Raw genomic sequence first — 25768 nt, forward strand, 5'->3', positions numbered from 1 at the left:
ACCCATGGATACGATCAGGATGCCCGAGCGAACCTATTATGCCCCAAAGGGCGGCCATTCCGGCCAGAGCGAACTTCTGACCGGCCGCGCCGTCTTTACCGAGGCCTATGCGGTCATCCCCAAGGGCGTGATGCAGGACATCGTCACCAGCGCCCTGCCGTTCTGGGACAAGACCCGTGTCTGGATCCTGTCGCGGCCGCTGTCCGGCTTCGCCGAGACGTTTTCGCAATACATCGTCGAGGTCGCGCCAGGCGGCGGCAGCGAGCGGCCGGAGCCCGATGCCGGCGCCGAAGGCGCCCTGTTCGTGGTCGAGGGCGAACTGACGGTTCTGCTCGACGGCATGAAACATGTGTTGCGCCCCGGCGGTTTTGCCTTCCTGCCGCCGGCCAGCGGCTGGACAGTCCGCAACGAAGGCAAGGCGGCTGTCCGCTTCCACTGGATACGCAAGGCTTATGAAGTCGTCGATGGCCTCGAGATTCCCGAGGCCTTCTTCACCAACGAACAGGAGATCGCGCCGACGCCGATGCCCGGCACCGAGGGCCGCTGGGCAACGACGCGGTTCGTCGATCCCGCCGATCTGCGCCATGACATGCACATGACCATCGTCACGCTCGAGCCCGGCGCGGTCATTCCCTTCGCCGAGACGCATGTCATGGAACACGGGCTCTATGTGCTCGAAGGCAAGGCTGTCTATCGGCTCAACCAGGACTGGGTCGAGGTCGAGGCCGGCGACTATATGTGGCTGCGCGCCTTCTGCCCGCAGGCCTGCTATGCCGGCGGCCCCGGCAAATTCCGCTATCTGCTCTACAAGGACGTCAACCGGCACGCCAAGCTCGGCGGGGCCGGCATCGCGAAGCGGACGTCATGAGCCGCATTGTCGCGCGGCCGCTGACCCGTGAGGCCTTTGCCGAATTCGGCGATGTCATCGACATGGGCGGCGACAACCACTATCCGATCAATGGCGGCAAGGCCGAGCGCTACCATGACCTCGCCACCGCGCAAGCCACGGGGCCGAATGCGCGCGTGCTGATCTCGATGGTGCGCGGCACGCCCTATGACATGCCGCTGAAGCTGACCATGGTGGAGCGCCACCCCTTGGGCAGCCAGGCCTTCATACCGCTGTCGCCGCGTCCGTTCCTGGTCGTCGTCTGCCCTGACGGCAAGGACGGGCCTGGCGAGCCTCATGCCTTCGTCACCGCACCGGGGCAAGGCATCAACTACTTCCGCAATCTCTGGCACGGCGTGCTGACGCCGCTCGGAGAGCCTCAGGACTTTTTGATCGTCGACCGTGGCGGCGACGGCTCCAACCTCGAGGAATTCCACTTCTCGCACGCCTACGAAATCCACCTCCCCGACGAGAGCTTGTGATGACCGACATCTCGCTGATCGACCGCCTGCTCGACGTCATCGAGCACGATATCGTGCCGAAGACGGCAGAAGGCGTCGCCCACGGCAACAAGCTGTTCGGCGCGGCGATCCTGCGCAAGGACAACTATTCGCTGGTACTGGCCGAGACCAACAACGAGATGGAAAACCCGCTCTGGCATGGCGAGGTGCATTGCCTGAAGCGCTTTTACGAGATGCCCAGGGCCGAGCGCGTCGACACCAAGGACGCCATCTTTCTCGCCACACACGAGCCCTGCTCGCTCTGCCTGTCGGCGATCACCTGGGCCGGCTTTGACAACTTCTACTATTTGTTCAGCCACGAGGATTCGCGTGACAGTTTTGCCATCCCGCATGATCTCAAAATTCTGAAAGAGGTCTTCACCCTCGACCCCGGCGGCTACAATGCCGAGAACGCCTATTGGAAAAGTTTTTCGATCCGCAGGTTGGTGAGGGCGCTGGCCGGGGCCGAACGCCAGCGGCTGGAGGAGCGGATCGGGAAAATCTCGGCGCGCTACGACGAATTGTCGGGCGACTACCAGGCGAGCAAGGCTGAGAACGACATTCCGCTGAACTGAGCTTCCGTCTCAACAATCGCCGCTTGTGTTACCCCCTTTATGGGGGCATACTGGATTATGGATAAACGCTGACCCACTTACGATCTTGATGCAATCAAGACGACATTTGGGTCTGTCGACACGCTGGCGATCACAACGTCCGCACTGCGGGATGCTGTTGGGCTGGGCTTCGATCGCGCCGGTTTGATCGAGGTGATCGACAGCACGACGCGGAAGATGTTTGTAAAGTCGATGACGACTTTCGCGGATCATCGAGTGTGGCAGGATGTCTATCACGTGCCAGCGCGTGACATGCTTCTCTATGTGAAATTCCAGGCGGATGTCGTGACCGAATTCACGATCATGTCATTCAAGGAGACATGACCATGGCGATAAGGGAGAGCAGTGAAACGAATAGGATGGTCTCCCCCGAAACCGGAGAAACGTTGATGCGCGGAGTCCGTCCATTCACCGTGACCTATAAGGGCGAGAGCATGATCGTCGACCTGCCCGGCTACTATCCTCTATCGGATGGCGAGGGTGTGCATGTCGGCGACGACATGGCCGCCGTTGATGCCGGGTTGCGCGCGCTCAAGGAGAAGATCGACGGCGTGCCGGCCCCGTCAACCATCCGCCGCATGCGCACGAAGCTCAAGCTGTCGCAGCGCGAGGCCGGATCCTTGTTCAAGGTCGGCGAGAACGCCTTCGACAAGTATGAAAGAGGCTTGATCGAACCGAGTGGCCCGACCATTCAATTGATGACATTGCTGGAGAAACATCCCGAACTGCTCGACGAATTGCGGTAGCGGCACAGGTCGCATATTTCGCTGCTCCAGTCGCGAATGGCGATTGAAAGTTCTCGTGCCGCGGAGCGTTATGCCTGCCATGAAAATCATCACCGAATTTCCCCGCAAGGTCGTCGAATTTCCCGATATGGGCATCGTCATGCCCGATGGCTGCCGGCTGTCGGCTCGGGTGTGGATGCCGGAGGACGCGGGCGACGATCCGGTGCCTGCCATCCTCGAACACCTGCCCTACCGCAAGCGCGACGGCACGATCTTTCGCGATCAGCTTACCCATCCCTATTTCGCCGGCCACGGCTATGCCTCGATCCGCGTCGACATGCGCGGCAATGGCGATTCCGAAGGGCTGATGGACGACGAATATTCCGAGCAGGAACTGCAGGACGCCTGCGATGTCATCGCCTGGGCGGCGGCCCAGCCCTGGTGCAATGGCAATGTCGGCATGATGGGTATTTCCTGGGGCGGCTTCAACTGCCTGCAGGTGGCGGCCAAACAGCCGCCGGCGCTCAAGGCGGTGATCAGCCTGTGCTCGACCGTCGACCGCTATGCCGACGACATCCACTACAAGGGCGGCTGCCTTTTGAACGAAAATTTCGGCTGGGCCTCGACCATGCTCTCCTATTCGTCGCGGCCGCCGGATCCGCTGATTGCCGGCGATAACAGATGGCGCGACCTCTGGATGACCCGGCTGGAGAACCTGGCCTTCATGGCGCCGCTGTGGCTCAGCCACCAGCATCGCGACGCCTATTGGAAGCGCGGTTCGATTTGCGAGGATTTTTCGGCCGTCAAGGCGGCTGTGCTGTCGATCGGCGGCTGGCACGACGGCTACCGCAACACGATCTCGCACCTCGTCACCAACATCGAGGCACCGGTCAAGGGCATCGTCGGACCGTGGATCCACAAATACCCGCACTATGCCGGCCCCAAGCCAGCCATCGGCTTCCTCCAGGAAGCGCTGCGCTGGTGGGACCGCTGGCTGAAGGGCGCCGAGACCGGCGTCGAGGCCGATCCCGACTACCGCGCCTATGTGATGGACAGCGTGCGTCCCGCGCGCTGGCATCCGGAGCGGCCCGGCCGCTGGATAGCCGAGCAGGAATGGCCATCGTCCAACATAACGATTGAAGCGCTCGAGCTCATGGCTCCGGGTGCAGGGCCTTCAACCGTCGCTTCGCCGCAAACCTGTGGGCTTGCCGGCGGCGAATACTTTCCGTTCACCTTCGGACCGGAACTGCCGGGCGATCAGCGTCCTGATGATGGGCTGTCGGCCTGTTTCGACCAGCCTGAGCTCACCAAACCGATCGAGATCGTCGGCGCGCCGGAGCTTGAGGTCCAGCTTGCCTCGGATCGGCCCCAGGCCAACATCGCTGTCCGGCTCTGCGACGTGCATCCCGATGGCGCCTCGGAACTGATCTCCTATGGCGTGCTCAATCTGACGCACCGCAGCTCGCATGAATTCCCCGAGGCGCTGGTCCCCGGGGAGACGGTTTCGGTCCGTGTCGTGCTCGATCAATGCGCCTACCGCGTGCCGGCCGGCCATCGTCTGCGCGTCGCCGTTTCGACCGCCTACTGGCCCGCTATCTGGCCCTCGCCCGAGCCGGTACGACTGACCGTGTCGGCGGCCACGCTATCGGTGCCGTTGCGCCTGCTGGCAACAGGCGACGAAGCCGTTTTCGCCGAGCCGGAAGGTGCTACGCCGTGGGCGACCGAGACGGTTCGGCCCGCCAATTCCGAACGCCATGTCGACCGCGACGAAAAGACCGGGATTGTCACGCTGTCGATAACGGACGACTTCGGCGAAGTGCGCGATCTCGACCACGGACTGGTCAACGGCAGCATTGCCCGCGAAACCTGGACCATCCAACCTGACGATCCCCTGTCAGCCTCGGGAAAGACACACTGGACGCAGACCCTGTCGCGAAATGGATGGTCGGTCCGTACCGAGACATGGGCGCAGATGCTGTCGGACACGCAAAACTTCATTGTCAGCGCCCGAATCGAAGCCTATGAGGGCGAAAAACTCGTCTTCGAGCGCGATTTCGACGAAAAGGTCCCGCGTGCGCTTGTTTGAGCGCAGAAATCATTGATCCAAATGCGACGTGCGATTTACGCCACGGCATGTCGCATTCGGTCTTGCTTACCGCTTTCCCTTGCGGTCATTATTCCCCTTAACAAGAAGCAAGAAAATCGACCGCAGAGTCGAACCAACAGAGTGAGGAACTCAAATGTCAAACGAACTGGAATTCCTTAGCCGGCGCGTTGCGTCCGGCAAACTGAGCCGTCGTGATTTTCTCGGTCGGGCGGCAGCGCTCGGCATCGCCGCGCCCTTCGCCAACGCGCTGCTTTCGAGCGCGGCGCGGGCGGCCGGTCCGGTCAAGGGCGGTACGCTGAAGGCCGGCCTGGTCGGCGGTGAATCCACCAACAGCCTGGACCCGGCGCTGATGATGACGCAGGTGCCGTTCGCCTTCGGCAAGTGCTGGGGCGAAATGATCGTCGAGCTGTCGCCGGAAGGCAAGCTCGAGAACCGCATCGCTGAAGACATCGGCTCGTCCAAGGACGCCAAGACCTGGACGCTGAAGATCCGCGACGGCGTCGAATTCCACAACGGCAAGACCGTGACCGCGGAGGACGTGGCCGCCACGCTGGAGCGCCATTCGGACGAGAAGTCGAAATCCGGCGCGCTCGGCTACATGAAGGGCATCGACACCATCAAGGCCAGCGGCAAGGAAGTGGTGCTGACGCTGAAGGAGGCCAATGCCGACCTTCCCTATTTGCTCAGCGACTATCACCTGATCGTCCAGCCCAATGGCGGCAAGGACAAGCCCGATGCCGGCATCTCGGCAGGGCCATACGTGGTCAAGACCAACGAGCCTGGCGTGCGCCATGGCGGCGAGCGCTTCGCCAATTACTGGCAGGGCGACAAGATGGGCCATGCCGACCAGATCGAGGTCATCGTCATCAATGACGCGACCGCCCGCACGGCAGCGCTGCAGGGCGGCCAGGTCAACATGATCAACCGCGTCGAGCCGAAGATCGTCGACCTGATCAAGCGCGTGCCGGGCGTGACCATCCGCAACCACGCCGGTCCCGGCCACTACGTGTTCATCATGCATTGCAACACGGCGCCGTTCGACAACAACGACCTCAGGATGGCGCTGAAGCTGGCGATCGACCGCGAGGAGATGCTGACCAAGGTGCTGCGCGGCTACGGCTCGCTCGGCAACGACTTCCCGATCAACGCGTCCTATCCGCTGTTCAGCGAGATCGAGCAGCGCAAGTACGATCCCGACAAGGCCAAGTTCCACTACAAGAAATCAGGCCATGACGGCACCGTGCTGCTCAGGACCTCGGACGTGGCTTTCCCCGGCGCCGTGGATGCGTCCCAGCTGTTCCAGCAGAGCGCGGCCAAGGCCGGCATCAAGATCGAGCTCAAGCGAGAGCCCGGCGACGGCTACTGGAACGAGGTCTGGAACAAGCAGCCCTTCTGCGCCTCCTATTGGGGCGGCCGCTCGACGCAGGACCAGATGTATTCGACCGCCTATCTGTCGACGGCAGACTGGAACGACACGCGTTTCAAGCGCCCGGATTTCGACAAGATGGTGCTGGCGGCGCGCGCCGAACTCGACGAGGCCAAGCGCAAGCAGATGTACCATGACATGGCTGTCATGGTCCGCGACGACGGCGGCCTGATCCTGCCGATGTTCAACCAGTTCATCGACGCCACCGGCGCCAAGGTCGATGGCTGGGTGGATGATCCGCACCAGGAACTGATGAACGGCTACGCCCTGGCGAAGTGCTGGCTGCAGGCCTGAGTCCGGCTTTGCAGAGATGTCTTCACCCATCCTGAAACTCATTGCCCAGCGCATTGCGCTGGGCATCCTCCTTCTGTTGGCCATCTCGGTCCTGATCTTCGCCGGCACGCAGATTCTGCCAGGCGATGTCGCGCAAGCCATTCTGGGACAATCCGCGACGCCGGAATCGCTCGCCAATCTGCGTGAGCAGCTCGGGCTGAACGACCCCGCCTATGTCAGGTATTTCCACTGGCTCGGCGGCGTTTTGACCGGCGACCTCGGCACGGCGATGTCGAGCGGGCAGGATATCGCGACCTCGATCAAGTCGCGCCTGTGGAACACACTGTTCCTCGCCTTCTGGGCGGCGATCGTGGCCGTACCGCTGGCCATCATCCTGGGCCTGATCGCGGTGCGCTACCGCAATGGCTGGGTCGACAAGCTGATCTCCGGGCTGGCACTGGCCTCGACCTCCTTCCCCGAATTCTTCATCGGCTATGTGCTGGTCTATTTCTTCGCCGTGAAGTGGCAGATCTTTCCCGGCATCTCGACCGTCTACGAAGGCATGCCCTTCGGTGAGCGGATGCAGGCGATCGCGCTGCCGGCGACGGCGCTGACACTGGTGGTGCTCGCCCACATGATGCGCATGACGCGAGCGGCGATCCTCAATGTCATGCAGTCGGCCTATGTCGAGACGGCTGAACTGAAAGGCCTGTCGGCGTTCAACGTCATCCGCAAGCACGCCTTCCCCAATGCCATCGCGCCGATCATCAACGTCGTCATGCTCAACCTCGCCTATCTCATTGTCGGCGTCGTCGTGGTCGAGGTGATTTTCGTCTATCCCGGCATGGGGCAATATCTCGTCGATCACGTCACCAAGCGTGATGTGCCAGTGGTACAGGCCGTCGGCCTGATCTTCGCCGCCGTCTACATCAGTCTCAACATCATCGCGGACATAGCGGCGATCGTCGCCAATCCGCGTCTCCGCCATCCGAAATAGGGGGGCTGATATGCTCGATATCAAACGCATCCCCATCCCCGCGCTGATCGGCATTGTCCTGACGGCACTGTTCGTGCTGGCGGCGATCTTCGCGCCCTGGATCTCACCCCATGACAACGCCGAAATTGTCGGCGATGTCTGGGAGCCGATATCGGCGGCGCATTGGCTGGGCACCGACAATCTCGGCCGCGATTTGCTGTCCCGGATGATCTATGGCGCCCGCATCACCTTGTTTATCGCCGTGCTGGCCACCGCGCTGTCGTTCTCGCTCGGCGCCATACTTGGCTTTTCGGCGGCCGTGTTCGGCGGCTGGTTCGATACGATCCTGTCGCGCCTCGTCGATCTCCTGATGTCGATCCCGACATTGATCATGGGCCTGGTGGTGCTCTCGGTGCTGCCAACCAACCTGGTGACGCTGATCCTGGTGATGGGCATTCTCGACTCGACGCGCGTCTATCGCCTGTCGCGCGCGGTCGCCGTCGATATCAACGTCATGGACTATGTCGAGGCCGCCAAGCTGCGCGGCGAAGGCAGCGCCTGGATCATCTTCCGCGAAATCCTGCCCAACGCGCTGTCGCCGCTGATCTCCGAGCTCGGCCTGCGCTTCATCTATGCGGTGCTGTTCCTGTCGACGTTGTCCTTTCTCGGCCTCGGCGTGCAGCCGCCGGACGCCGACTGGGGCGGCATGGTGAAGGAGAACAAGGACGGCATCGTGTTCGGCATAGGCGCCGCGCTCATTCCCGCGGCCGCGATCGCAGCACTGGCGATCTCGGTCAATCTTGTGGCCGACTGGGTGCTGAACCGCACGACAAGCCTGAAGGGAGGACGCGGATGACGGCCGACGTGAAGGCAAAGTCCACCCCTCTGCTCGATATCCGCAATTTGCGCATCGAGGCGACGGTCTATCCGCCAGGTGAGGCGCCGAAGAATATCGTGCTCGTGCACGACGTCTCGCTGACGCTGGAGAAGGGCAAGGTGCTCGGCCTGATCGGCGAATCCGGAGCCGGCAAGTCGACCATCGGCCTGTCGTCCATGGGCTATGGCCGTGGCGGCGTGCGCATCACCGGTGGCGAGGTGCTGCTCAACGGCCGCGACATCCTGAAGGGCGGCAAGGAAGGTTTCCGCAAGCTGCGTGGCCGCGAGGTCTGCTATGTCGCGCAGTCGGCGGCGGCCGCTTTCAACCCGGCGCACAGGCTGATGGACCAGGTGGTGGAAGCCACGCTGCTGCACGGGACGGCGACACGGGCGGAGGCCGAGAAACGCGCGATCGCGCTGTTCAAGAAGCTCAGCCTGCCGAACCCGGAAGCCATCGGCGAACGCTTTCCGCACCAGGTGTCGGGCGGCCAGCTGCAGCGCGTCATGACGGCGATGGCGCTGTGCTCGGAGCCTGACCTGATCGTCTTCGATGAACCGACCACGGCGCTCGACGTGACAACCCAGATCGACGTGCTGGCGGCGATCAAGGATGCCATCCGCGACACCCATGTGGCGGCGCTCTATATCACGCACGATTTGGCCGTCGTTGCCCAGGTCTCGGACGAGATCATGGTGCTGCGCCATGGCCGGCTGGTCGAATGGGGCGGCACCCGCCAGATCATCAAGGAACCGCGCCAGGAATACACCAACGCCCTGGTTTCGGTGCACGAGATCGAACATGCCGAGCAGAACCCCGGCACCACGCCGTTCCTGTCGGTCAAGAACGTCACCGCTGCCTATGGCGGCGGCCAGGTCAAGGTGCTGAAGAACGTCTCGGTCGATATTTACCCCGGCCAGACATTGGCCGTGGTTGGCGAATCCGGCTCCGGAAAATCGACGCTGGCGCGCGCCATAACCGGACTTTTGCCACCCGAGCAGGGCACCGTCACGTTCGACGGACGCCCGTTGGCCAACCGGCTTGCCGACCGGCCGAAGGAGGATTTGCGCCAGCTGCAGATGATCTATCAGATGGCCGACGTGGCGATGAACCCGCGCCAGACCGTCGGCACCATCATCGGCCGGCCGCTCGAATTCTATTTCGGCATGCGCGGCAAACAGCGCGATGCCCGCGTCGCCGAACTGCTCGACAAGATCGAAATGGGCAAGGGCTTCGTCGACCGTTACCCGGCCGAGCTTTCCGGCGGCCAGAAACAGCGTGTCTGCATCGCCCGCTCGCTCGCGGCAAAACCCAAGCTGATCATCTGCGACGAGGTGACCTCGGCGCTTGACCCCTTGGTGGCGCACGGCATCCTGAAGCTTCTGCTTGAACTGCAGAAAGAGGAGAACGTCGCCTATCTGTTCATCACCCACGATCTGGCGACGGTGAAGTCGATCGCCGATTCGATCGCTGTGATGTATCGCGGCGAGGTGGTGCGCTATGGTTCGAAAAGCAAGGTGCTGACGCCCCCCTTCGACGACTACACCGACCTTCTCTTGTCATCGGTCCCGGAGATGGAGATCGGCTGGCTGGAAAAGGCGATCAAGGGGCGGCGCATGGCCAGCGCCGGGAACTAGCGCAGTTCACGGTTTCACGGGAACGGTGAACTGCTCTATCTCTTTGTTTTTATGCAATTCCGGATGGAAAAACCGTTCACACTTTTCCTGGAATTGCTCTAGGCACCCAGCGATCCGCCAACCAGGGGAGATGGCGGCCGTCATCCGCATGCAACACTAGGGCGCCACACGTCCTTTGGACGGGCGCCACTGGTGCCGCGTTGTTTTCAACAAGGGGTAGGACATGAAGACTGAACTCGATCATCTCGCCGATCTCGCTGGCCAGGGCCGTATATCGCGTCGCGATTTTCTTGGCCGCACCGCGGCGCTCGGCGTGTCCGCCGCGCTGGCAACGACGCTGGCCGGGAGGGCCTTCGCGCAGAGCCCGGTCAAGGGCGGCATCATCAAGGCCGGCCTGCAGGGCGGTGAATCGACCAACAGCCTCGACCCTGCCCTGAACCTCAGCCAGGTCACCTACAGTTTCAGCAAGCAGTGGGGCGAGTATCTTGCCCGGCTAAGCCCAGACAACAAGCTGGTAAACCTGATCGCCGAAGACATCGGCGCTTCCAAGGACGCCAAGACGTGGACGATCAAGGTCCGTGACGGCATCGAATTCCACAATGGCAAGACGGTAAACGCCGAAGACGTTGCCGCCACCATCGAGCGCCATGCCGACGAGAAGTCGAAGTCGGGCGCGCTCGGTATCCTCAAGAACATCAAGGGCGTCAAGGCGAGCGGCAAGGAAGTGATCGTCACGCTCGGCGATGCAGACGCCGACTTCCCCTATCTGATGGCCGACTACCATCTCGTCATCCAGCCGAATGGCGGCAAGGACAACCCGAATGCCGGCATCAGCGCCGGTCCCTACAAGGTCACCGTCAACCAGCCGGGCGTGCGCCATGGCGGCGAACGCTTTGCCAACTACTGGCAGGGCGACAAGGCCGGCCATGCCGACCAGGTCGAGATCGTCGTCATCAACGACGCGACGGCGCGTCTCGCTGCCCTCCAGGGCGGTCAGGTCCACATGATCAACCGCGTCGAACCGAAGGTTGTCGATCTGGTCAAGCGCATTGCCGGCGTAAGCATAGAGAACGTGTCTGGCAAGGGCTACTACCCGTTCAACATGTTCTGCGACACCGCACCCTTCGACAGCAACGATCTGCGTATGGCGCTCAAGCTCGCCATGGACCGCGAGGAAATGCTGGAGAAGATCCTGCGCGGCTACGGCTCGGTGGGCAACGACTTCCCGATCAACGAAGCCTACCCGCTGTTTACCGCCATCGAGCAGCGCAAATTCGATCCGGAAAAAGCCGCCGCCCTCTACAAGAAGTCGGGCCATAGCGGCTCGGTCCTGCTGCGTACCTCCGATGTCGCCTTCCCCGGCGCCGTCGACGCCGCCCAGCTCTATCAGCAGAGTGCGGCCAAAGCCGGGATCAAGATCGAGATCAAGCGCGAGCCCGGCGATGGCTACTGGTCCGAGGTGTGGAACAAGAAGCCCTTCTCGCTCTCCTATTGGGGCGGCCGCGCCACGCAGGATCAGATGTATTCCACCGGTTACGTCTCGACAGCCGACTGGAACGACACGCGCTTCAAGCGGCCGGAATTCGACAAGATGCTGTTCACCGCGCGCGGCGAGCTCGACCAGGACAAGCGTAAGGCGATCTACCACGACATGGCGGTCATGATGCGCGACGAAGGGGGCCTGATCGTGCCCTTCTTCAACCAGTTCATCGACGCGGCCGCCACCAACAAGATCAGCGGCTGGGTCAAGAACCCGATCGGCGAAATGATGGATGGGTACGCGCTGGGAGAATGCTGGCTGAACGCCTGACATCTGTCTCATATTGAAAAGCGCCGCGTGTCCCAACGACACGCGGCGCACTCGTTTCAACAGACAATCGCGTGGAGTAACCGGTGGCGATCCAATCCAAGCTTCTGCTGATCATCCTCGATGGCGTTCCCTACCGCAACTGGCGCCGGCTGATGGGCAATCTCGAGGGTTGGGTGCAATCGGGCGAGGCGCGGGTGTGGAAGATGCGCTCGGTGCTGCCGTCGACCTCGGCCTGCTGCTATGCCTCGATCCACACCGGCGTTTCGCCGCAGGTGCACGGGATCCTGTCCAACGAAAACCGGTTTCGCGTCGGACAGCCCGATATCTTCTCGGAAGTCAGCAAGGCCGGCGGCAGGACCGGCGCGGTTACCCATTCCTACTGGTCTGAATTCTTCCGTTCCTATCCCTTCGACCTCGTCGAGGACATGGAATATGACGAGCCCGGCGGACCGATCACGCATGGCCGCTTCCACACCATGACCGGCTACAATATCAAGAACCAGATGACGCCGAGCGATGTCGACCTGTTCGCGACGCTGACCATGCTCACCCAGCGCCACGGCATCGACTACGGCATCCTGCACACCTGCACGCTGGACTCGATGGGCCATCGCTTCGGTCACGACTGCCACGAGATGGACCATGCCTGCTACGCCATGGACGGCATGCTGGCGGCCTTCCTGCCGGGCTGGATCGAAGCCGGCTATGAGGTCATGGTCACCGCCGACCATGGCCAGACCGACCGCGGTCACCATGGCGGCCATGACGACGAGATGCAGGATTTCGCGCTGTATTATTTCGGACAAGGCAAAGGGCCGGAAGCCGACACGCTGCTCGACCAGTTGCAACTGGCGCCAACGGTGTTGAGCCGGCTGGGCGTGCCGGTGCCGGCGACGATGAAGGCGAAGGCTTTTCTCACCTGATCGGGCGGCTGGCGCCTCCCTCATCCACCTGCTGGCACCTTCTCCCCGTAAACGGGGCGAAGGGATGCTCTGGCAACCGCCCCGCTCTTCGGTTAGCCTCCCAAATTCCTTGGCGGAGGATGAACCTTTTTGGACCGATCGGCGACAGAGCAAACAGGAGCCAGGCGGCTCGACCGGCCATGACAGCGGCGACGGAGACCGATCGCGCGCTTGTCGACCGGGTCGCGAAGGGCGACCGGGCCGCCGTGCGGCTCCTGTTCATGCGTCACCACGCGCGGATCTACCGCTTCGTGGCGCGCCAGACGGGATCGGAAATGATGGCTGACGATATCGCCAACGAGGTGTTTCTCGAACTGTGGCGCCAGGCGCCGGGTTTCGAAGGGCGCTCCGAACTCTCGACATGGCTGCTCGGCATCGCCCGCTTCAAGGCGCTGTCGCTGCTGCGCAAGAAGAAGGAAGACTGGATCGACGACGAGGCCGCCGCCGCGGTGCCCGACAGGGCCGACACGCCTGAGATCGTCACCATGAAGGAGGATAAGGCCGCCGCCTTGCGCCGCCTGATTGATGCCTTGCCCGAGGAGCACCGCACGGTGATCGATCTCGCCTATTATCAAGGCCAATCGGTGATCGAGATCGCCGAGGTGCTCGACATTCCGGTCGCGACCGTCAAGACCCGTATGTTCTACGCCCGCAAGAAACTCGGCGAAGCCCTGAAGGCCGCCGGTTACGACAGGGGGTGGCCATGAGCGCCGCTGAAAAGATGTCGCGCCGCGACGAAATGGAAACGCTGCTGCCGTTCTACCTGAACGGCTCGCTCGAAGGTTCGGATCTGGAAGCCGTCGAGGAATGGCTGGCCAACGATCCCTCGGCACTTGCCGCGCTTGGCGAGGCGGAAGCCGAATTCTCCGGCACGGCGGCGGCCAATGAGGCGATCCGCCCGCCGGCCGATGCGCTCAGCCGCTTCGCCAAGGCGCTGGACGCGGAGGCCGGGCCTGCACGCAGGCCGGCCGGATCGTCCTGGCTGGCGCAGGCGTGGGGCCGTTTCATGGCGGTGCCGGTCGGCGTCGCCTGGGCGGCGGCCGCGGTTCTGCTGGCCTTGATCGCCGTGCAGTCGCTGGTGCAGCCCGGCGGCAAGGGCGGCAATTTCGAGATCGCCGGCGCACAAGACGATCTGGTCAAATTGCCGTTTGCGCTGGTCAAGTTCAAGCCGGACGCCAGGATGGCCGACATTGCCGTCTTCCTCGACGCCAACAAGCTCAAGATCATCGGCGGACCGACCGCCGATGGCGTCTTCAGGCTCGCCATTCCGGCGACGACAGCCACCGACTACGAGAAGGCGCGCAGCCTTGTTGCCGCGCAGCCTTTCGCCGAGACCGTGATCGAGGGAAGGAAACCTGTTGATGGCGGCTGAGGCGGTCATTCGATTTGCGGCTGTCCTTGCGGCGGCGATGACAATCGCCGCCGTGCCTGCGTCGGCGCAGACCAACGAGGCTAATCCCGAGCGGGCCAAAATCGATTGCAGCAACGAGGCCAATGCAACGGCGGCCGACTGCGTCAAGGACGGCGGCGCCACCAAAAGCGGGTCGGGTGCGGCCCAGGCCAGCGCCGTTTTTCTGCCCGCCTTGATCGTCGACCTTTTCCCCAATCCGGCCGCCCCTCCTGCACCGGTGCCGGCACCACGGCCGGAGCCCGCGACTTCCCCCGGGGGCAACCAGGCCGGCCCACCAGCCAGTGGACCGATCGTCTCGCCGACCGATCTCATCACCGTCCAGTCGCGGCGCGCCGTGACCGGGGAGTTCGTGCCGGACGAGGTGCTGGTGACGGTCGATGGCGATGCCGGTGCCGTGCAGCAGATCGCCGCTTCCTTCGGCCTAGAAGTACGCTCGCAGCGCCAGTCCCGGCTGCTTGGCGCCACTTTGGTGCGTTTCGGCATTCCCGATGGCCGCCCTGTCGGCGTGGTGCTGGCGCAGCTTGCCGCCGACGGCCGCACGCGGCGCCGCGAGCCCAACCACATCTACTCGCTGCAGCAGGCGGCCGGCATCGTCAACTATGCCTTCGACCGCATCGCGCTCGACGCCAAACAGGCCAGCGGCGAGAACGTGCGCGTCGCCGTCATCGATACCGGCATCGACGACAGCAATCCGGCGCTTGCCGGCGTCATCGCCGCGCAGTTCGACGCCATGCCGGACGTGCCGATCGAAAAGCGCGACCACGGCACTTCGATCGACGGTCTGATTGCCGGCGTCGGCCCGCTGGAAGGCATGGCGCCGGGCGCCAGGATCTACCATGCGCGCGCCTTCGAGGGCGGCAAGTCGACCATGGACGTCATCCTGTCGGCGCTCGACTGGGCGGCGGACCAGAATGTCAGCATCGTCAATATGAGCTTCGTCGGACCGAAAAACGACCTGCTCGGCACCGCCTGCCGCAATGCACGGGCGCTTGGCATGGTGCTGGTGGCGGCGGCCGGCAATAACGGGCCGAAGGCGCCCTACGGTTATCCGGCCGCCTTTGACGGCGTCATCGCCGTGACGGCCACCGACGCCAAGGATGCACTGATGCCGCAGGCCAATCGCGGCGCCTATGTGTTCATCTCGGCGCCGGGCGTCGACATGGTGGCGCCGAGCGGCGCCGGCTCGGACGTCGTCACGGGCACCTCGTTTGCCGCGGCAATCGTCAGTGGCGCCATCGCCAACCTCATCCATGCCACACCCGACCGCTCGGCCGACGACATCGAGAAGGCGCTTGCGGCGACCGCGAAGGATCTCGGGCTTAAGGGGCGCGACAATGATTTCGGCTACGGCCTGCTGGACATCAAGGCTGCAGGGACGGCGAAGGAATAGCCAACGACGGCTCAGGCCGCGCTTTGCCGGGACGAAGCAGGAACCAGAACGCGGCGATGTGCGTGATCATCAGCAGCGGCACGTAGATGATGGGAATCGCATAGGTGGCTCCCAACTGCTCCGCATGCTCGGGAAGGTCTGTCTGGATGGCGTGGTAATAGTCGACGACAAGGTCGGCCATTCCGACAACATTGAAGGCGACGACGAATGCCCAGAAGAGCAGGCGAACTCTGACCGTCAGCAATGCCAGCATGGCCAGCACCCCGGTGGCGAAGTCGCCATAGGCGGCGAACATAGCGAAGCCGGCAGGCAGATTGGGGCCGACCACGCCCGGAAGCAGGAACACGAGACCGAAGAAGCGGAAACTGTGCAGCGTGGCAATGGCGCGTTGCGCCGCCATCCGGTCCATCGAGTCCAGCCATGGCAGGCCATATGCACCGAAGCAAAGCAGCCATGCGACATAGCCCAGGACGAGTTGGATCTGGAACAGCATCGGCGTTGACATGGGTTTCCTCGCAACAGGGGGTCATGCGGTCCCGCGCACTTCGACCGTTAGCTAAGACTGCTTTCATAGTTCGGCCATCCGCTGTAATCAGAACAGCCTATGAAGCAGAGATACACAATCCGGCACGGCGCGTTGGACGGGGTCGAGGTGTTCCTGGCCGTCGCGCGGCATCGTAACTTCCGCCGTGCCGCGGCCGAACTGGCGGTGACGCCGTCCGCGGTGAGCCAGGCGGTGCGCGCGCTGGAAGCCCGCATCGGTGCGGCCCTGTTTGCCCGCACGACCCGAAGCGTCGGCCTGACCGAGGCTGGCCAGCGGTTCCTCGACCGCGCCGGACCTGCCTTCGAAGAGATCATGGCCGCGGGCGAGGTCGCCCGCGATGTCGGCCAGCGGCCGACCGGGCTTTTGCGACTGTCCGTGCCCCGCGCGGTTGTGCCGCTGATCCTGGAGCCTATGATCGCGTCGTTCTGCCGGGCCTATCCCGAGATCGAACTGGAGATCGCCGCCAGCGACGAGATGGTCGATCTCGCCGCCGGCGGATTCGATGCCGGCATCCGGCTGGGCCAGTTCATCGCGCCCGACATGATCGCGGTGCGGCTGACGCCGCCCTTCTCCTTCGTGGTCGTCGGCAGCCCGGACTATCTCGAGCGCCACGGCCAGCCAGAACAGATCACCGATCTGCGCCGCCACGCCTGCCTGCGCCTGCGCCGCGCGAACGGCGCCGTCGCACCCTGGTCCTTCGCCGACGGCAACGGGGCGATCGAGGCGGTCGTCTCGGGCCCGCTGATCGCGCATGATTATCCAACCTTGCTGGGGGCCGCGATCCGAGGCGTCGGCCTGGCGCAGACGCCTCGGCCTGTCGCCGACGGCGCAATAGAACAGGGAAAACTCAAACCGGTGCTGGAGGACTTTGCCGGCGCGACACCGGGCGTCTTCCTCTATCATCCAGGCAAGCGCCAGGTCCTGCCGAAGCTGCGCGCCTTCATCGATCATCTTAAATCCGCAGGCTGAGACAACGGGCAGAGGCAGCGCAGAAGTCGTTCCAGCAATTGACCCCGCTGGCGAGCGGTCAGGCCGGCGCGCCGGCGACCGATCCCCTGACCACCAGGTCGACCGGCCAGACCTCGCCGCGCGCGCCCTCCTCCAGTCCCGATATCCGCGCCGCCAGCCGCTCGGCGATGCGTGCGCCGGCCAGCCGGATCGACGAGCGCGTCGTGGACAGCGGCACGGAAAAATTCTCCGGCTTCAGCCAGGGAAAAACGTCGTCATGGGCAATCAGCGAGACGTCGCCGGGAATGCTGAGGCCAAGGTCGCGCACCGCGCGCACGACGCCGAGCGCCATGATCAGGCTGGAACAGGCGATTGCCGTCGGCGCGTCGTCCTGTTCGAGCAGGCGCCGGGCGGCGCGATAGCCGTTCTCCTCGGTCATGACGAGCGAGCAGACATGGCGATCGTCCAATGCCAGGCCACTCGCGGCCAGCGCCCGGCGCAGGCCGCGCTCGCGGTGGATGGCAAAGGTCTCGCGGTCGTCGCCGTTGATCAGCGCCAGCCGCCGGTGGCCAAGCTGGACGAGCAGCCGCGCGGCTTCGTGGAAGGCGCCTTCATTGTCGATGTCGAGAAAGGGATAGTCGAAATTCAGGCCCTCGCTGCGGCCATGGACGATGAAAGGAATGCCGAGCGTGTTGACCAGCGCCACGCGCCTGTCCTGCGGCCTCGGCGAAGAGATGTAGACGGCATCGACCTGCCGGTTGGCGACGATGCGGCGGTAGGTCGTTTCCTGGTCATCGGCATCGGTCGGTGACAGGACAAGGTCGAGCTCGTGCGAGCGGGCATAGTCGCCAAGACCGGACAGGAATTCGACGAAATGGGGATCGATGTCGACGGCTGCACCCGTCGGCAGGACATAGCCGATCATTCCGGACTTACCCGTGGCCAGCCGGCGCGCACTCGGATTGGGGCGATAGCCGTGGCGCTTGGCTGCGTCCACGACACGCCTGCGGGTTTCCTCGTTGACTTCGGGATAGCCGTTCAGCGCCCGGCTTACCGTGGTCTGGGAAAGCGCCAGCATATGCGCGAGTTGCTTGAGGTTCACGAGAGGCCTCCCTGCCTCAAAGCGCTTTTAAATTGAATCGACCCAAACGCCACAAGGGCGTGGCCAACTCCACATGGACCATAAGCGTGCCGGGGCCCGGTTTGAAACGAAAATTGCTGCTGCAGTGCCGAAAAAGCATGTTGCGGTGCAAATTTTTGGACCCTGGCAGACGGCGACTAAATCGATTAGTTCCTGCTCCCCCTTGACACCCGCCCGATTCAGTGGCGAGATCAACAAAGCCAAAGCGCTTTGGAAGACTGTTCGAAAGGTTGCGGTTCCCTTGCGACTGAGTCACAGTCCTGCGGCGTCGGCGGGCGGAATGGAGGTTCCGTCCGGTGTGTATGACCCACTGGGAGGAATACCGATGAAGAAAATGCTTTTGCTGGGTGTTGCGTCTGCCGCATTCGCCCTGAGCGCGCCCGCGCATGCCGAACTGAAGTTCAAGCCGGGCGAGGACAAGCGCTTCAACTGGGCGAATTACGAGGATCTCAAGAAAGTCGACCTCAAGGGCGAGACCCTGACCATCTTCGGACCGTGGCGTGGCGAGGACGAGACGCTTGTCCGGTCAGTACTCGATTATTTCTCCGAAGCCACCGGCGCAGAGGTCAAATATTCCTCGTCCGAGAATTACGAGCAGCAGATCGTCATCGACACCCAGGCCGGCAGCCCGCCCAACATCGCCGTCCTGCCGCAGCCGGGCCTCATCCAGGACCTCGCTTCCAAGGGCGTGCTGACCCCGCTCGGCGACGACGTCGCAGCCTGGGTCAAGGAGAATTACGCCGCCGGCGACTCCTGGGCCAAGCTCGGCACTTACAACGGCAAGGACGGCAAGCCAGGCTTCTATGCCTTTCCCTACAAGATCGACGTGAAGGGGCTGGTCTGGTACTCGCCCGACAATTTCGAGGAAGCCGGCTACAAGGTGCCGAAGACGCAGGAAGAACTTGCCGAACTCGAGAAGAAGATCATCGCCGATGGCGGCAAGCCGTGGTGCATCGGGCTTGGTTCGGGCGGCGCGACGGGCTGGCCGGCGACCGACTGGGTCGAGGACATCATGCTGCGCACGCAGACTCCCGAAGTCTACGACAAGTGGGTGAAGAACGAGATTCCGTTCAACGACCCGGCCGTGGTCAACGCCATCGACATCTTCGGCAAGATCGCCACCGACGACAAGATGGTCGACGGCGGCGCCAAGGCGGTCGCGGCGACCGACTTCCGCGACAGCCCGAAGGGCCTCTTTACCGTACCGCCGAAGTGCTACATGCACCATCAGGCATCGTTCATCCCCTCCTTCTTCCCGGAGGGCGTGAAGCTTGGCCAGGATGCGGACTTCTTCCCCTACCCGCCCTACGCCGCCAAGCCGGAACTCGGGACGCCGCTGGAAGTCGCCGGAACGCTGGTGATGATCACCAAGGATTCCAAGGCATCGCGCGAATTCATCAAGTTCCTGCAGATGCCGCTCGCGCATGAATTGTGGATGGCACAGAAGAGCTTCGTCACACCCTTCAAGGGGGCCAACAAGGACGCCTATGGCAGCGATGCGCTGAAGAAGCAGGGCGAGATCCTGGTCGGCGCCACGACGGTGCGCTTCGACGGCTCCGACCTGATGCCCGGCAAGGTCGGCGCCGGCTCGTTCTGGACTGGCATGATCGACCTGGTCGGCGGCAAGTCAGCCCAGGACGTCGCCACCGACATCCAGAAGAGCTGGGACGCCATCAAATAGGCCGCTCCGGCGCGACCTGATCTTTCCTCATCTTGCTACTGGATCCGGGCTACGGCCCGGATCCGACCGGCGGGGCACGCCGGAAGCTTCGCGTTTCGATTGTTCCGAATAACTGAAAGTCGGCGCATTGGTCGCCAGCATCGCTGGCCGGTCACGCGCAGGGAGAGGGACCCATGGCGGCTCAGATTTTCTCGGCAATATTCGTCATCATCATCGGCGTCGGCGGCTGCGTCGCCTATTTCTGGGGCGCCAACAAACTGCTTGACCTGATCTTCCCCGCGCGCGGGGTGTCCGGAACGGCCGCCGTCAACAATCTGCGCCGGCAGGGATTGGTGCGGCCCTGGTTGTTCGTGGGTCCGGCGCTGATCATCCTGACCATCTACCTGGTCTATCCGGTGATCGCGACGCTGTGGCTGTCCTTCTTCGATCGCGGCGGCACGAGTTTCGTGGGATTCGCCAACTATGAATGGGCGCTGCGCGATCCGGATCTGCGAAACGCCATCCGCAACAACATATTGTGGCTGGCGGTGGTGCCGGCGGCCTGCACCTTCCTCGGCCTGATCATCGCCGTGCTCACCGACAAAATATGGTGGGGAACGATCGCCAAGAGCCTGATCTTCCTGCCGCTGGCCATCTCCTTCGTCGGCGCCAGCGTGATCTGGAAGTTCATCTACGAGTATCGTGGCCAGGGCCAGATCCAGATCGGCCTGCTCAACGCCATCATCCAGTATTTCGGCGGCCAGCCGCAGGTCTGGATATCGCTGCCGTTCTGGAACAACTTCTTCCTGATGGTCATCCTGATCTGGATCCAGACCGGCTTCGCCATGGTCATCCTGTCCTCGGCGCTGCGCGGCATCCCCGAAGAAACACTGGAAGCCGCGGTCATAGACGGCGCCAATCCGTTCCAGATCTTCTGGAAGATCATGGTGCCACAGATCTGGGGCACCATCGCGGTGGTATGGACCACCATCACCATCCTGGTGCTGAAAGTGTTCGACATCGTCCTGACCATGACCAACGGTCAATGGAACAGCCAGGTGCTGGCCAATCTGATGTTCGACTGGATGTTCCGCGGCGGCGGCGATTTCGGCCGCGGCGCGACCATAGCCATCATCATCATGATTGCCGTCATTCCGATCATGGTCTGGAACATCCGCCAGGCCAACAAAGAGACGGGAGGGCACTGAGATGGCCGTCGCGACCGGAAATTCCTTCGCCAGCCGTTTCGGCGTCCATATCGCAGTGCTCGTCTTCGTGGTGATCTGGACCATCCCGACGCTCGGCATCCTCGTCTCGTCGCTGCGCGACAAGGACCAGATCATTGCCTCGGGTTGGTGGAATTCCTTCGCCAGTTCCAGCCAGACGGAAGCCGGGCGACTGCCGGCCGCCTCCACACAGGTAGAAAAGGACGGCAAGTTCGTTCTCCAGGGCAACATCTTCGGCGACGGGGCCAAGCGCGCGATAAGCGCCTTCGGCGTCAAGGCGGCGGCACCGACGCAGTATCCTGCCGGCACATCAGCCGATCTCGGTGACGGCGTGACCCTCCAGATCAACGCCGACGGCAGCTTCGTCATGGCCTCGCCAAAGGCGTTCGAGGGCGACAGGGGCCAGCGCGTCTACTACGCTTCGTCGGCGCCGCCGAAATTCACCACCGACAATTATCAGACCGTGCTGTTTTCCGAAGGCATCGGCCGCTCCTTCATGAATTCGCTAACGGTCACCATCCCGGCGACCGTCATCCCGATCCTGATCGCGGCCTTTGCGGCTTACGCACTGGCCTGGATGCGCTTTCCAGGCCGCGCGCTCCTGATCGCCGTCGTCATCGGCTTGCTGGTGGTGCCGCTGCAGATGTCGCTCATTCCACTGCTGAAGCTCTACAATGGCGTCGGCACGTTCTTCGGCGTGCCGTCCAAGACCTACCTCGGCATCTGGCTGGCGCATACCGGCTTCGGACTGCCCTTTGCCATCTACCTCTTGCGAAGCTATATTGCCGGCCTGCCGCGCGAGATCATGGAATCGGCGCGCATCGACGGCGCGAGCGATTTCGAGATCTTCGTCAAGATCGTGCTGCCGCTGTCCTTCCCGGTGCTTGCCTCCTTCGCCATCTTCCAATTCCTGTGGGTATGGAACGATCTCCTGGTGGCAATGGTTTTCCTCGGAACGGCGCCCGATCAGATCGTGCTGACGGCCAAGCTCAATGCGCTGCTTGGCTCGCGTGGCGGCAACTGGGAGATCCTGACGACATCGGCCTTCATCACCATCATCGTGCCGCTGATCGTCTTCTTCTCGCTGCAGCGTTATTTCGTCCGCGGGCTGCTGGCCGGCTCGGTGAAAGGAGGTTGAGACCATGCAATCGGCTTTGAAGGCGACTTCGAAACCAGACCCCGCCATCGACCGCGACTGGTGGCGGGGCGCGGTGATCTACCAGATCTATCCGCGCAGCTATCAGGATTCCAATGGCGACGGCATCGGCGACCTCAAGGGCATCATCGGCAGGCTGCCCTACATTGCCGCCCTTGGCGCGGACGCCATCTGGATCTCGCCTTTCTTCAAATCGCCAATGAAGGATTTCGGCTATGACGTCTCGGATTATTGTGACGTCGACCCGATGTTCGGTACGCTGGCGGATTTCGATGCGCTGACGGCGGAGGCGCACCGACTGGGCCTCAAGGTGATGATCGACGAGGTGCTGTCGCATACCGCCGACATCCACCCCTGGTTCAAGGAAAGCCGCTCGAGCCGCACCAATCCCAAGGCCGACTGGTATGTCTGGGCGGATGCAAGACCCGATGGCACGCCGCCCAACAACTGGCTGTCGATCTTTGGCGGCTCGGCCTGGCAATGGGACACCAGCCGCCAGCAATACTACCTGCACAATTTCCTGGCCGAGCAGCCCGACCTCAATTTCCACAACCGCGAAGTCCAGGACGCGCTGCTCGACGTCACCCGCTTCTGGCTGGAACGCGGCGTCGACGGCTTTCGCCTCGACACCATCAATTTTTACTTCCACAGCCAGGGGCTGGAAAACAACCCGCCGCTGCCGCCGGAACAGCGCAACGACCAGACCGCGCCGGCGGTCAATCCCTACAACTACCAGGACCATATCTACGACAAAAGCCGACCGGAGAACCTCGCCTTCCTCGAGCGCTTCCGGGCGCTGCTCGACGAGTACCCGGCGACCGCCGCGGTCGGCGAAGTCGGCGATTCGCAACGCGGGCTGGACGTGGTCGCCGCCTATACCGCCGGCGGCAAGCGCGTGCATATGTGCTATTCCTTCGACTTCCTGGCGCCGGAAAAGATCAGCGCCGCCAAGGTCCGCTCGGTGCTGGAAGCTTTTGGCCGGGTGGCCAGCGACGGCTGGTCGTGCTGGGCGTTTTCCAACCATGACGTGATGCGACCGGCCTCGCGCTGGGCCGCCGACGAGGCGGACCCGTCGGCCTATCTCAAGGTCATCTCGGCATTGCTGATGTCGCTGCGCGGTTCGGTCTGCATCTACCAGGGCGAAGAACTCGGCCTCGGCGAGGCCGACCTGCGCTTCGAGGATCTGCAGGATCCCTACGGCATCCGTTTCTGGCCTGAATTCAAGGGCCGCGACGGCTGCCGCACGCCCATGGTGTGGGATGGCAATGCAAGGAATGGCGGCTTCTCCCAGGCAAAACCCTGGTTGCCGGTACCGGCCGAGCATCTGCCGCAGGCGGTCAACGTGCAGCAAGGCGACAAAACCTCCCTGCTTGAGCATTACCGGCGCTTTCTTTCTTTCCGCCGCGCCCATCCGGCGCTGGCCAAGGGGGACATCGCCTTCATCGAAAGCCAGGGCGACACCGTCGCCTTCACCCGCCGGTCGGGCAATGAGGAGATCGTCTGCGTCTTCAATCTGGGCGCAAGGCCGGCGAAGGTTGACCTCGGCAACCGAACCCTGCAACCTTTGCCGGGACACGGGCTCTCCGGGCAGGCGAGCACCGGGTCGGTCGAGCTCGGCGGCTATGGCGCCTGGTTCGGACGCATAGGCTGAAACATCCGAGGAATCACTGGAGGAAACCAATGGCCGATGTCAATTTGAGACAAGTGAAGAAGTCCTATGGCAATCTTAACATTCTCCACGGCATCGACCTCGACATCAAATCGGGCGAGTTCATAGTCTTCGTCGGCCCGTCGGGCTGCGGCAAGTCGACCTTGCTGCGCTCGATCGCCGGGCTCGAGGAAATCACGTCGGGTGAACTCAAGATCGACGGCCACGTGGTCAACGACGTGCCACCCTCGAAGCGCGGCATCGCCATGGTGTTCCAGTCCTATGCCCTCTACCCGCACATGACCGTCTACGACAACATGGCCTTCTCGATGAAGATCGGTGGGGAAAGCAAGGCCGAGATCGACAAAAGGGTTCGGCAAGCCGCCGAGATCCTGCAGCTGACCAAATATCTCGACCGTCTGCCCAAGGCGATGTCGGGCGGCCAGCGGCAGCGCGTCGCCATCGGCCGCGCCATCGTGCGCAATCCGAAGGTGTTCCTGTTCGACGAACCGCTGTCGAACCTTGACGCCGCATTGCGCGTCGCGACGCGCATCGAGATCGCCAAGCTCAAGGAATCGATGCCCAACACGACCATGATCTACGTCACGCACGACCAGGTCGAGGCGATGACGCTGGCCGACCGCATCGTCGTGCTGAAGGACGGGCACATCGAGCAGGTCGGCACGCCCATGGAACTCTACAAGAACCCCGGCAACCTCTTCGTCGCCCAGTTCATCGGCTCGCCGGCCATGAACATCCTGCCGGCGACGGTCGACAAGACGGGCAATCCGACCATCGTCAGCCATGTCGGCGGCCGCAAGGCGACGGTGCCGATCGCGACACCTGCTTCGGCAAAGGGAGCGGCGGTCAGCTTCGGCGTACGGCCGGAAGATCTCGCGATCGCCAGCGGTGCGGATTATCTGTTCGAGGGGACCGTCGATTATCTCGAACAGCTTGGCGAGGTCCAGCTGGTCTATGTCGATATCGGCCGGGCCGACCTGCCGCTGGTGACCAAGCTGCCGGGCAATGTCGAGGTCAAGCGCGGCTCGACGCTGCGGCTGACCGCCAATGCCGGCGATCTCCATATCTTCGATGCGGATGGTCGCTCCTTTGCCCTCCACGAAGCGGAAGCAAAGGCGGCCTGAAGACGGCCGTCCGGTAATGAAAGAACAAGAGCGGCGGGCCTGGCCCGCCGCTCTTCTTGTCTGCACAGGCTGGTTAGTTGTTGCCGAAGAGATTGCGATCGGCACCCTGATGGGCCGGCTTCTGCACGTCGCCGGACGAGTTGAGCAGCTTGTAGACAGGCGAATCGCTGTTGCGGATCGCACCTGTATGCGACGTATCGACATTGACAGTCGACGAAGCAGTGGGCTGGTTGACGCCGTTGGAGCCATAATTGTCGCTGCCGGCGAAGGCGCTGCCGGAGACGGCCAGAACGGCGGCGGCGGCAATGAGGATCTTGTTCATTTTAGGTACTCCTGAATTTTGGAAGTCCCGCGGACCGGCGGGCCAGAGCCCACCGGCCGTGGGATGGCCGTTAATGGCCGAAGAGGTTGCGGTCGCTGCCCTGCTGGACAGGCGCCGAGGTGGCCGGAGCCGACTTGCCGATCGACGCGGTATTCGAATTGTCGGTCGAAGCGGCAGCAGCCTGATTGGCGCCGTTGGAGCCATAGTTGTCGCTGCCGGCGAAGGCGCTGCCAGAAAGGGCCAGAACGGCGGCGGCAGCAATAAGGATCTTGTTCATGTTAGGTACTCCTGAATTTTGGAAGTCCGGCTGCCGGCGGGCCAGAGCCCACCGGCCGTGGGATGGCCGTTAATGGCCGAAGAGGTTGCGGTCGCTGCCCTGCTGGACAG

General features: G+C 63.1%; 24 protein-coding genes and 1 pseudogene. 21 read left to right on the forward strand and 4 right to left on the reverse strand.

Annotation, left to right across the window (positions count from 1 at the left end; translation table 11 throughout):
- Positions 1 to 4 precede the first annotated feature (4 nt).
- The 15 genes and pseudogenes from FJ943_RS17985 (at position 5) to FJ943_RS18055 (ending at position 15591) form a co-directional block, all read left to right on the forward strand.
- On the forward strand, positions 5 to 868 hold the full coding sequence (locus FJ943_RS17985) for a bifunctional allantoicase/(S)-ureidoglycine aminohydrolase (RefSeq protein WP_140723429.1): 864 nt from the start codon (positions 5 to 7) through the stop codon (positions 866 to 868).
- Positions 865 to 1368, forward strand: coding sequence for an ureidoglycolate lyase (locus FJ943_RS17990; protein WP_140723432.1), 504 nt, complete (start codon positions 865 to 867; stop codon positions 1366 to 1368). Before FJ943_RS17985 ends, FJ943_RS17990 begins: the two co-directional genes overlap by 4 nt.
- Positions 1368 to 1961: a nucleoside deaminase gene (locus tag FJ943_RS17995; RefSeq protein WP_140714386.1), complete on the forward strand. Its 594-nt coding sequence runs from the start codon at positions 1368 to 1370 to the stop codon at positions 1959 to 1961. Before FJ943_RS17990 ends, FJ943_RS17995 begins: the two co-directional genes overlap by 1 nt.
- 84 nt (positions 1962 to 2045) lie before the next feature.
- Positions 2046 to 2324, forward strand: a pseudogene (locus FJ943_RS18000) (type II toxin-antitoxin system MqsR family toxin); the annotation flags it as partial.
- 65 nt (positions 2325 to 2389) lie between these two features.
- Positions 2390 to 2746, forward strand: coding sequence for a type II toxin-antitoxin system MqsA family antitoxin (locus FJ943_RS18005; protein WP_246671898.1), 357 nt, complete (start codon positions 2390 to 2392; stop codon positions 2744 to 2746).
- A 79-nt stretch (positions 2747 to 2825) separates the two neighbouring features.
- Positions 2826 to 4811 carry a CocE/NonD family hydrolase gene (locus FJ943_RS18010; protein ID WP_140723438.1) on the forward strand — a complete coding sequence of 662 codons (1986 nt, stop codon included), beginning with the start codon at positions 2826 to 2828 and terminating at the stop codon, positions 4809 to 4811.
- Positions 4812 to 4965: 154 nt separating this feature from the next.
- Positions 4966 to 6552, forward strand: coding sequence for an ABC transporter substrate-binding protein (locus FJ943_RS18015; RefSeq protein ID WP_015314325.1), 1587 nt, complete (start codon positions 4966 to 4968; stop codon positions 6550 to 6552).
- A 16-nt stretch (positions 6553 to 6568) separates the two neighbouring features.
- On the forward strand, positions 6569 to 7528 hold the full coding sequence (locus FJ943_RS18020) for an ABC transporter permease (RefSeq protein WP_015314326.1): 960 nt from the start codon (positions 6569 to 6571) through the stop codon (positions 7526 to 7528).
- A 10-nt stretch (positions 7529 to 7538) separates the two neighbouring features.
- On the forward strand, positions 7539 to 8363 hold the full coding sequence (locus FJ943_RS18025; protein ID WP_015314327.1) for an ABC transporter permease: 825 nt from the start codon (positions 7539 to 7541) through the stop codon (positions 8361 to 8363).
- Positions 8360 to 10018, forward strand: a complete 1659-nt coding sequence (locus FJ943_RS18030) for an ABC transporter ATP-binding protein (RefSeq protein WP_140615074.1) — start codon at positions 8360 to 8362, stop codon at positions 10016 to 10018. The genes FJ943_RS18025 and FJ943_RS18030 overlap by 4 nt, the downstream gene beginning before the upstream one ends.
- Positions 10019 to 10241: 223 nt before the next feature.
- Positions 10242 to 11828, forward strand: a complete 1587-nt coding sequence (locus FJ943_RS18035) for an ABC transporter substrate-binding protein (RefSeq protein WP_140660084.1) — start codon at positions 10242 to 10244, stop codon at positions 11826 to 11828.
- Between the two features lie 83 nt (positions 11829 to 11911).
- Positions 11912 to 12751, forward strand: coding sequence for an alkaline phosphatase family protein (locus FJ943_RS18040; protein ID WP_140723440.1), 840 nt, complete (start codon positions 11912 to 11914; stop codon positions 12749 to 12751).
- A 179-nt stretch (positions 12752 to 12930) separates the two neighbouring features.
- Complete coding sequence (locus tag FJ943_RS18045; RefSeq protein ID WP_140723443.1) at positions 12931 to 13497, forward strand: sigma-70 family RNA polymerase sigma factor; 567 nt, start codon at positions 12931 to 12933, stop codon at positions 13495 to 13497.
- Positions 13494 to 14162, forward strand: coding sequence for an anti-sigma factor (locus FJ943_RS18050; RefSeq protein ID WP_140723446.1), 669 nt, complete (start codon positions 13494 to 13496; stop codon positions 14160 to 14162). Before FJ943_RS18045 ends, FJ943_RS18050 begins: the two co-directional genes overlap by 4 nt.
- Positions 14152 to 15591, forward strand: coding sequence for a S8 family serine peptidase (locus FJ943_RS18055; protein ID WP_140723449.1), 1440 nt, complete (start codon positions 14152 to 14154; stop codon positions 15589 to 15591). The genes FJ943_RS18050 and FJ943_RS18055 overlap by 11 nt, the downstream gene beginning before the upstream one ends.
- Here FJ943_RS18055 and FJ943_RS18060 read toward each other — a convergent pair.
- Positions 15563 to 16096, reverse strand: a complete 534-nt coding sequence (locus FJ943_RS18060; RefSeq protein WP_140723452.1) for a hypothetical protein — start codon at positions 16094 to 16096, stop codon at positions 15563 to 15565. The two genes, FJ943_RS18055 and FJ943_RS18060, sit on opposite strands and share 29 nt — an antisense overlap.
- 99 nt (positions 16097 to 16195) lie before the next feature.
- Between FJ943_RS18060 and FJ943_RS18065 the strand changes: the two genes are divergently transcribed.
- The gene (locus FJ943_RS18065) at positions 16196 to 17104 is read left to right on the forward strand and encodes a LysR family transcriptional regulator (RefSeq protein ID WP_140723455.1); all 909 of its coding nucleotides are present in this window, start codon (positions 16196 to 16198) and stop codon (positions 17102 to 17104) included.
- Between the two features lie 58 nt (positions 17105 to 17162).
- Here FJ943_RS18065 and FJ943_RS18070 read toward each other — a convergent pair whose 3' ends face one another.
- A complete protein-coding gene (locus tag FJ943_RS18070) occupies positions 17163 to 18185 on the reverse strand; it encodes a substrate-binding domain-containing protein (RefSeq protein ID WP_140660091.1) in 1023 nt (340 codons plus the stop codon).
- 364 nt (positions 18186 to 18549) lie between these two features.
- Between FJ943_RS18070 and FJ943_RS18075 the strand changes: the two genes are divergently transcribed.
- The 5 genes from FJ943_RS18075 to ugpC all read left to right on the forward strand — a co-directional run bounded on the left by FJ943_RS18075 (position 18550) and on the right by ugpC (position 25059).
- Positions 18550 to 19905 carry an ABC transporter substrate-binding protein gene (locus tag FJ943_RS18075; RefSeq protein WP_015314336.1) on the forward strand — a complete coding sequence of 452 codons (1356 nt, stop codon included), beginning with the start codon at positions 18550 to 18552 and terminating at the stop codon, positions 19903 to 19905.
- 173 nt (positions 19906 to 20078) lie between these two features.
- Positions 20079 to 21092, forward strand: coding sequence for a sugar ABC transporter permease (locus FJ943_RS18080; RefSeq protein WP_015314337.1), 1014 nt, complete (start codon positions 20079 to 20081; stop codon positions 21090 to 21092).
- A gap of 1 nt (position 21093) precedes the next feature.
- A complete protein-coding gene (locus FJ943_RS18085; RefSeq protein ID WP_015314338.1) occupies positions 21094 to 22248 on the forward strand; it encodes a carbohydrate ABC transporter permease in 1155 nt (384 codons plus the stop codon).
- 4 nt (positions 22249 to 22252) lie between these two features.
- Complete coding sequence (locus FJ943_RS18090; protein WP_140723458.1) at positions 22253 to 23917, forward strand: alpha-glucosidase; 1665 nt, start codon at positions 22253 to 22255, stop codon at positions 23915 to 23917.
- Positions 23918 to 23946: 29 nt separating this feature from the next.
- On the forward strand, positions 23947 to 25059 hold the full coding sequence (ugpC, locus tag FJ943_RS18095; protein ID WP_015314340.1) for a sn-glycerol-3-phosphate ABC transporter ATP-binding protein UgpC: 1113 nt from the start codon (positions 23947 to 23949) through the stop codon (positions 25057 to 25059).
- 73 nt (positions 25060 to 25132) lie between these two features.
- Here the strand turns inward: ugpC and FJ943_RS18100 are convergent, their stop codons facing one another.
- Both FJ943_RS18100 and FJ943_RS18105 read right to left on the reverse strand, forming a co-directional pair.
- Complete coding sequence (locus tag FJ943_RS18100; protein WP_015314341.1) at positions 25133 to 25381, reverse strand: DUF680 domain-containing protein; 249 nt, start codon at positions 25379 to 25381, stop codon at positions 25133 to 25135.
- Positions 25382 to 25451: 70 nt separating this feature from the next.
- A complete protein-coding gene (locus tag FJ943_RS18105) occupies positions 25452 to 25658 on the reverse strand; it encodes a DUF680 domain-containing protein (RefSeq protein WP_015314342.1) in 207 nt (68 codons plus the stop codon).
- Positions 25659 to 25768: the final 110 nt, after the last annotated feature.

Source organism: Mesorhizobium sp. B2-3-10 (genome assembly GCF_006442275.1).
Lineage (GTDB): Bacteria > Pseudomonadota > Alphaproteobacteria > Rhizobiales > Rhizobiaceae > Mesorhizobium > Mesorhizobium australicum.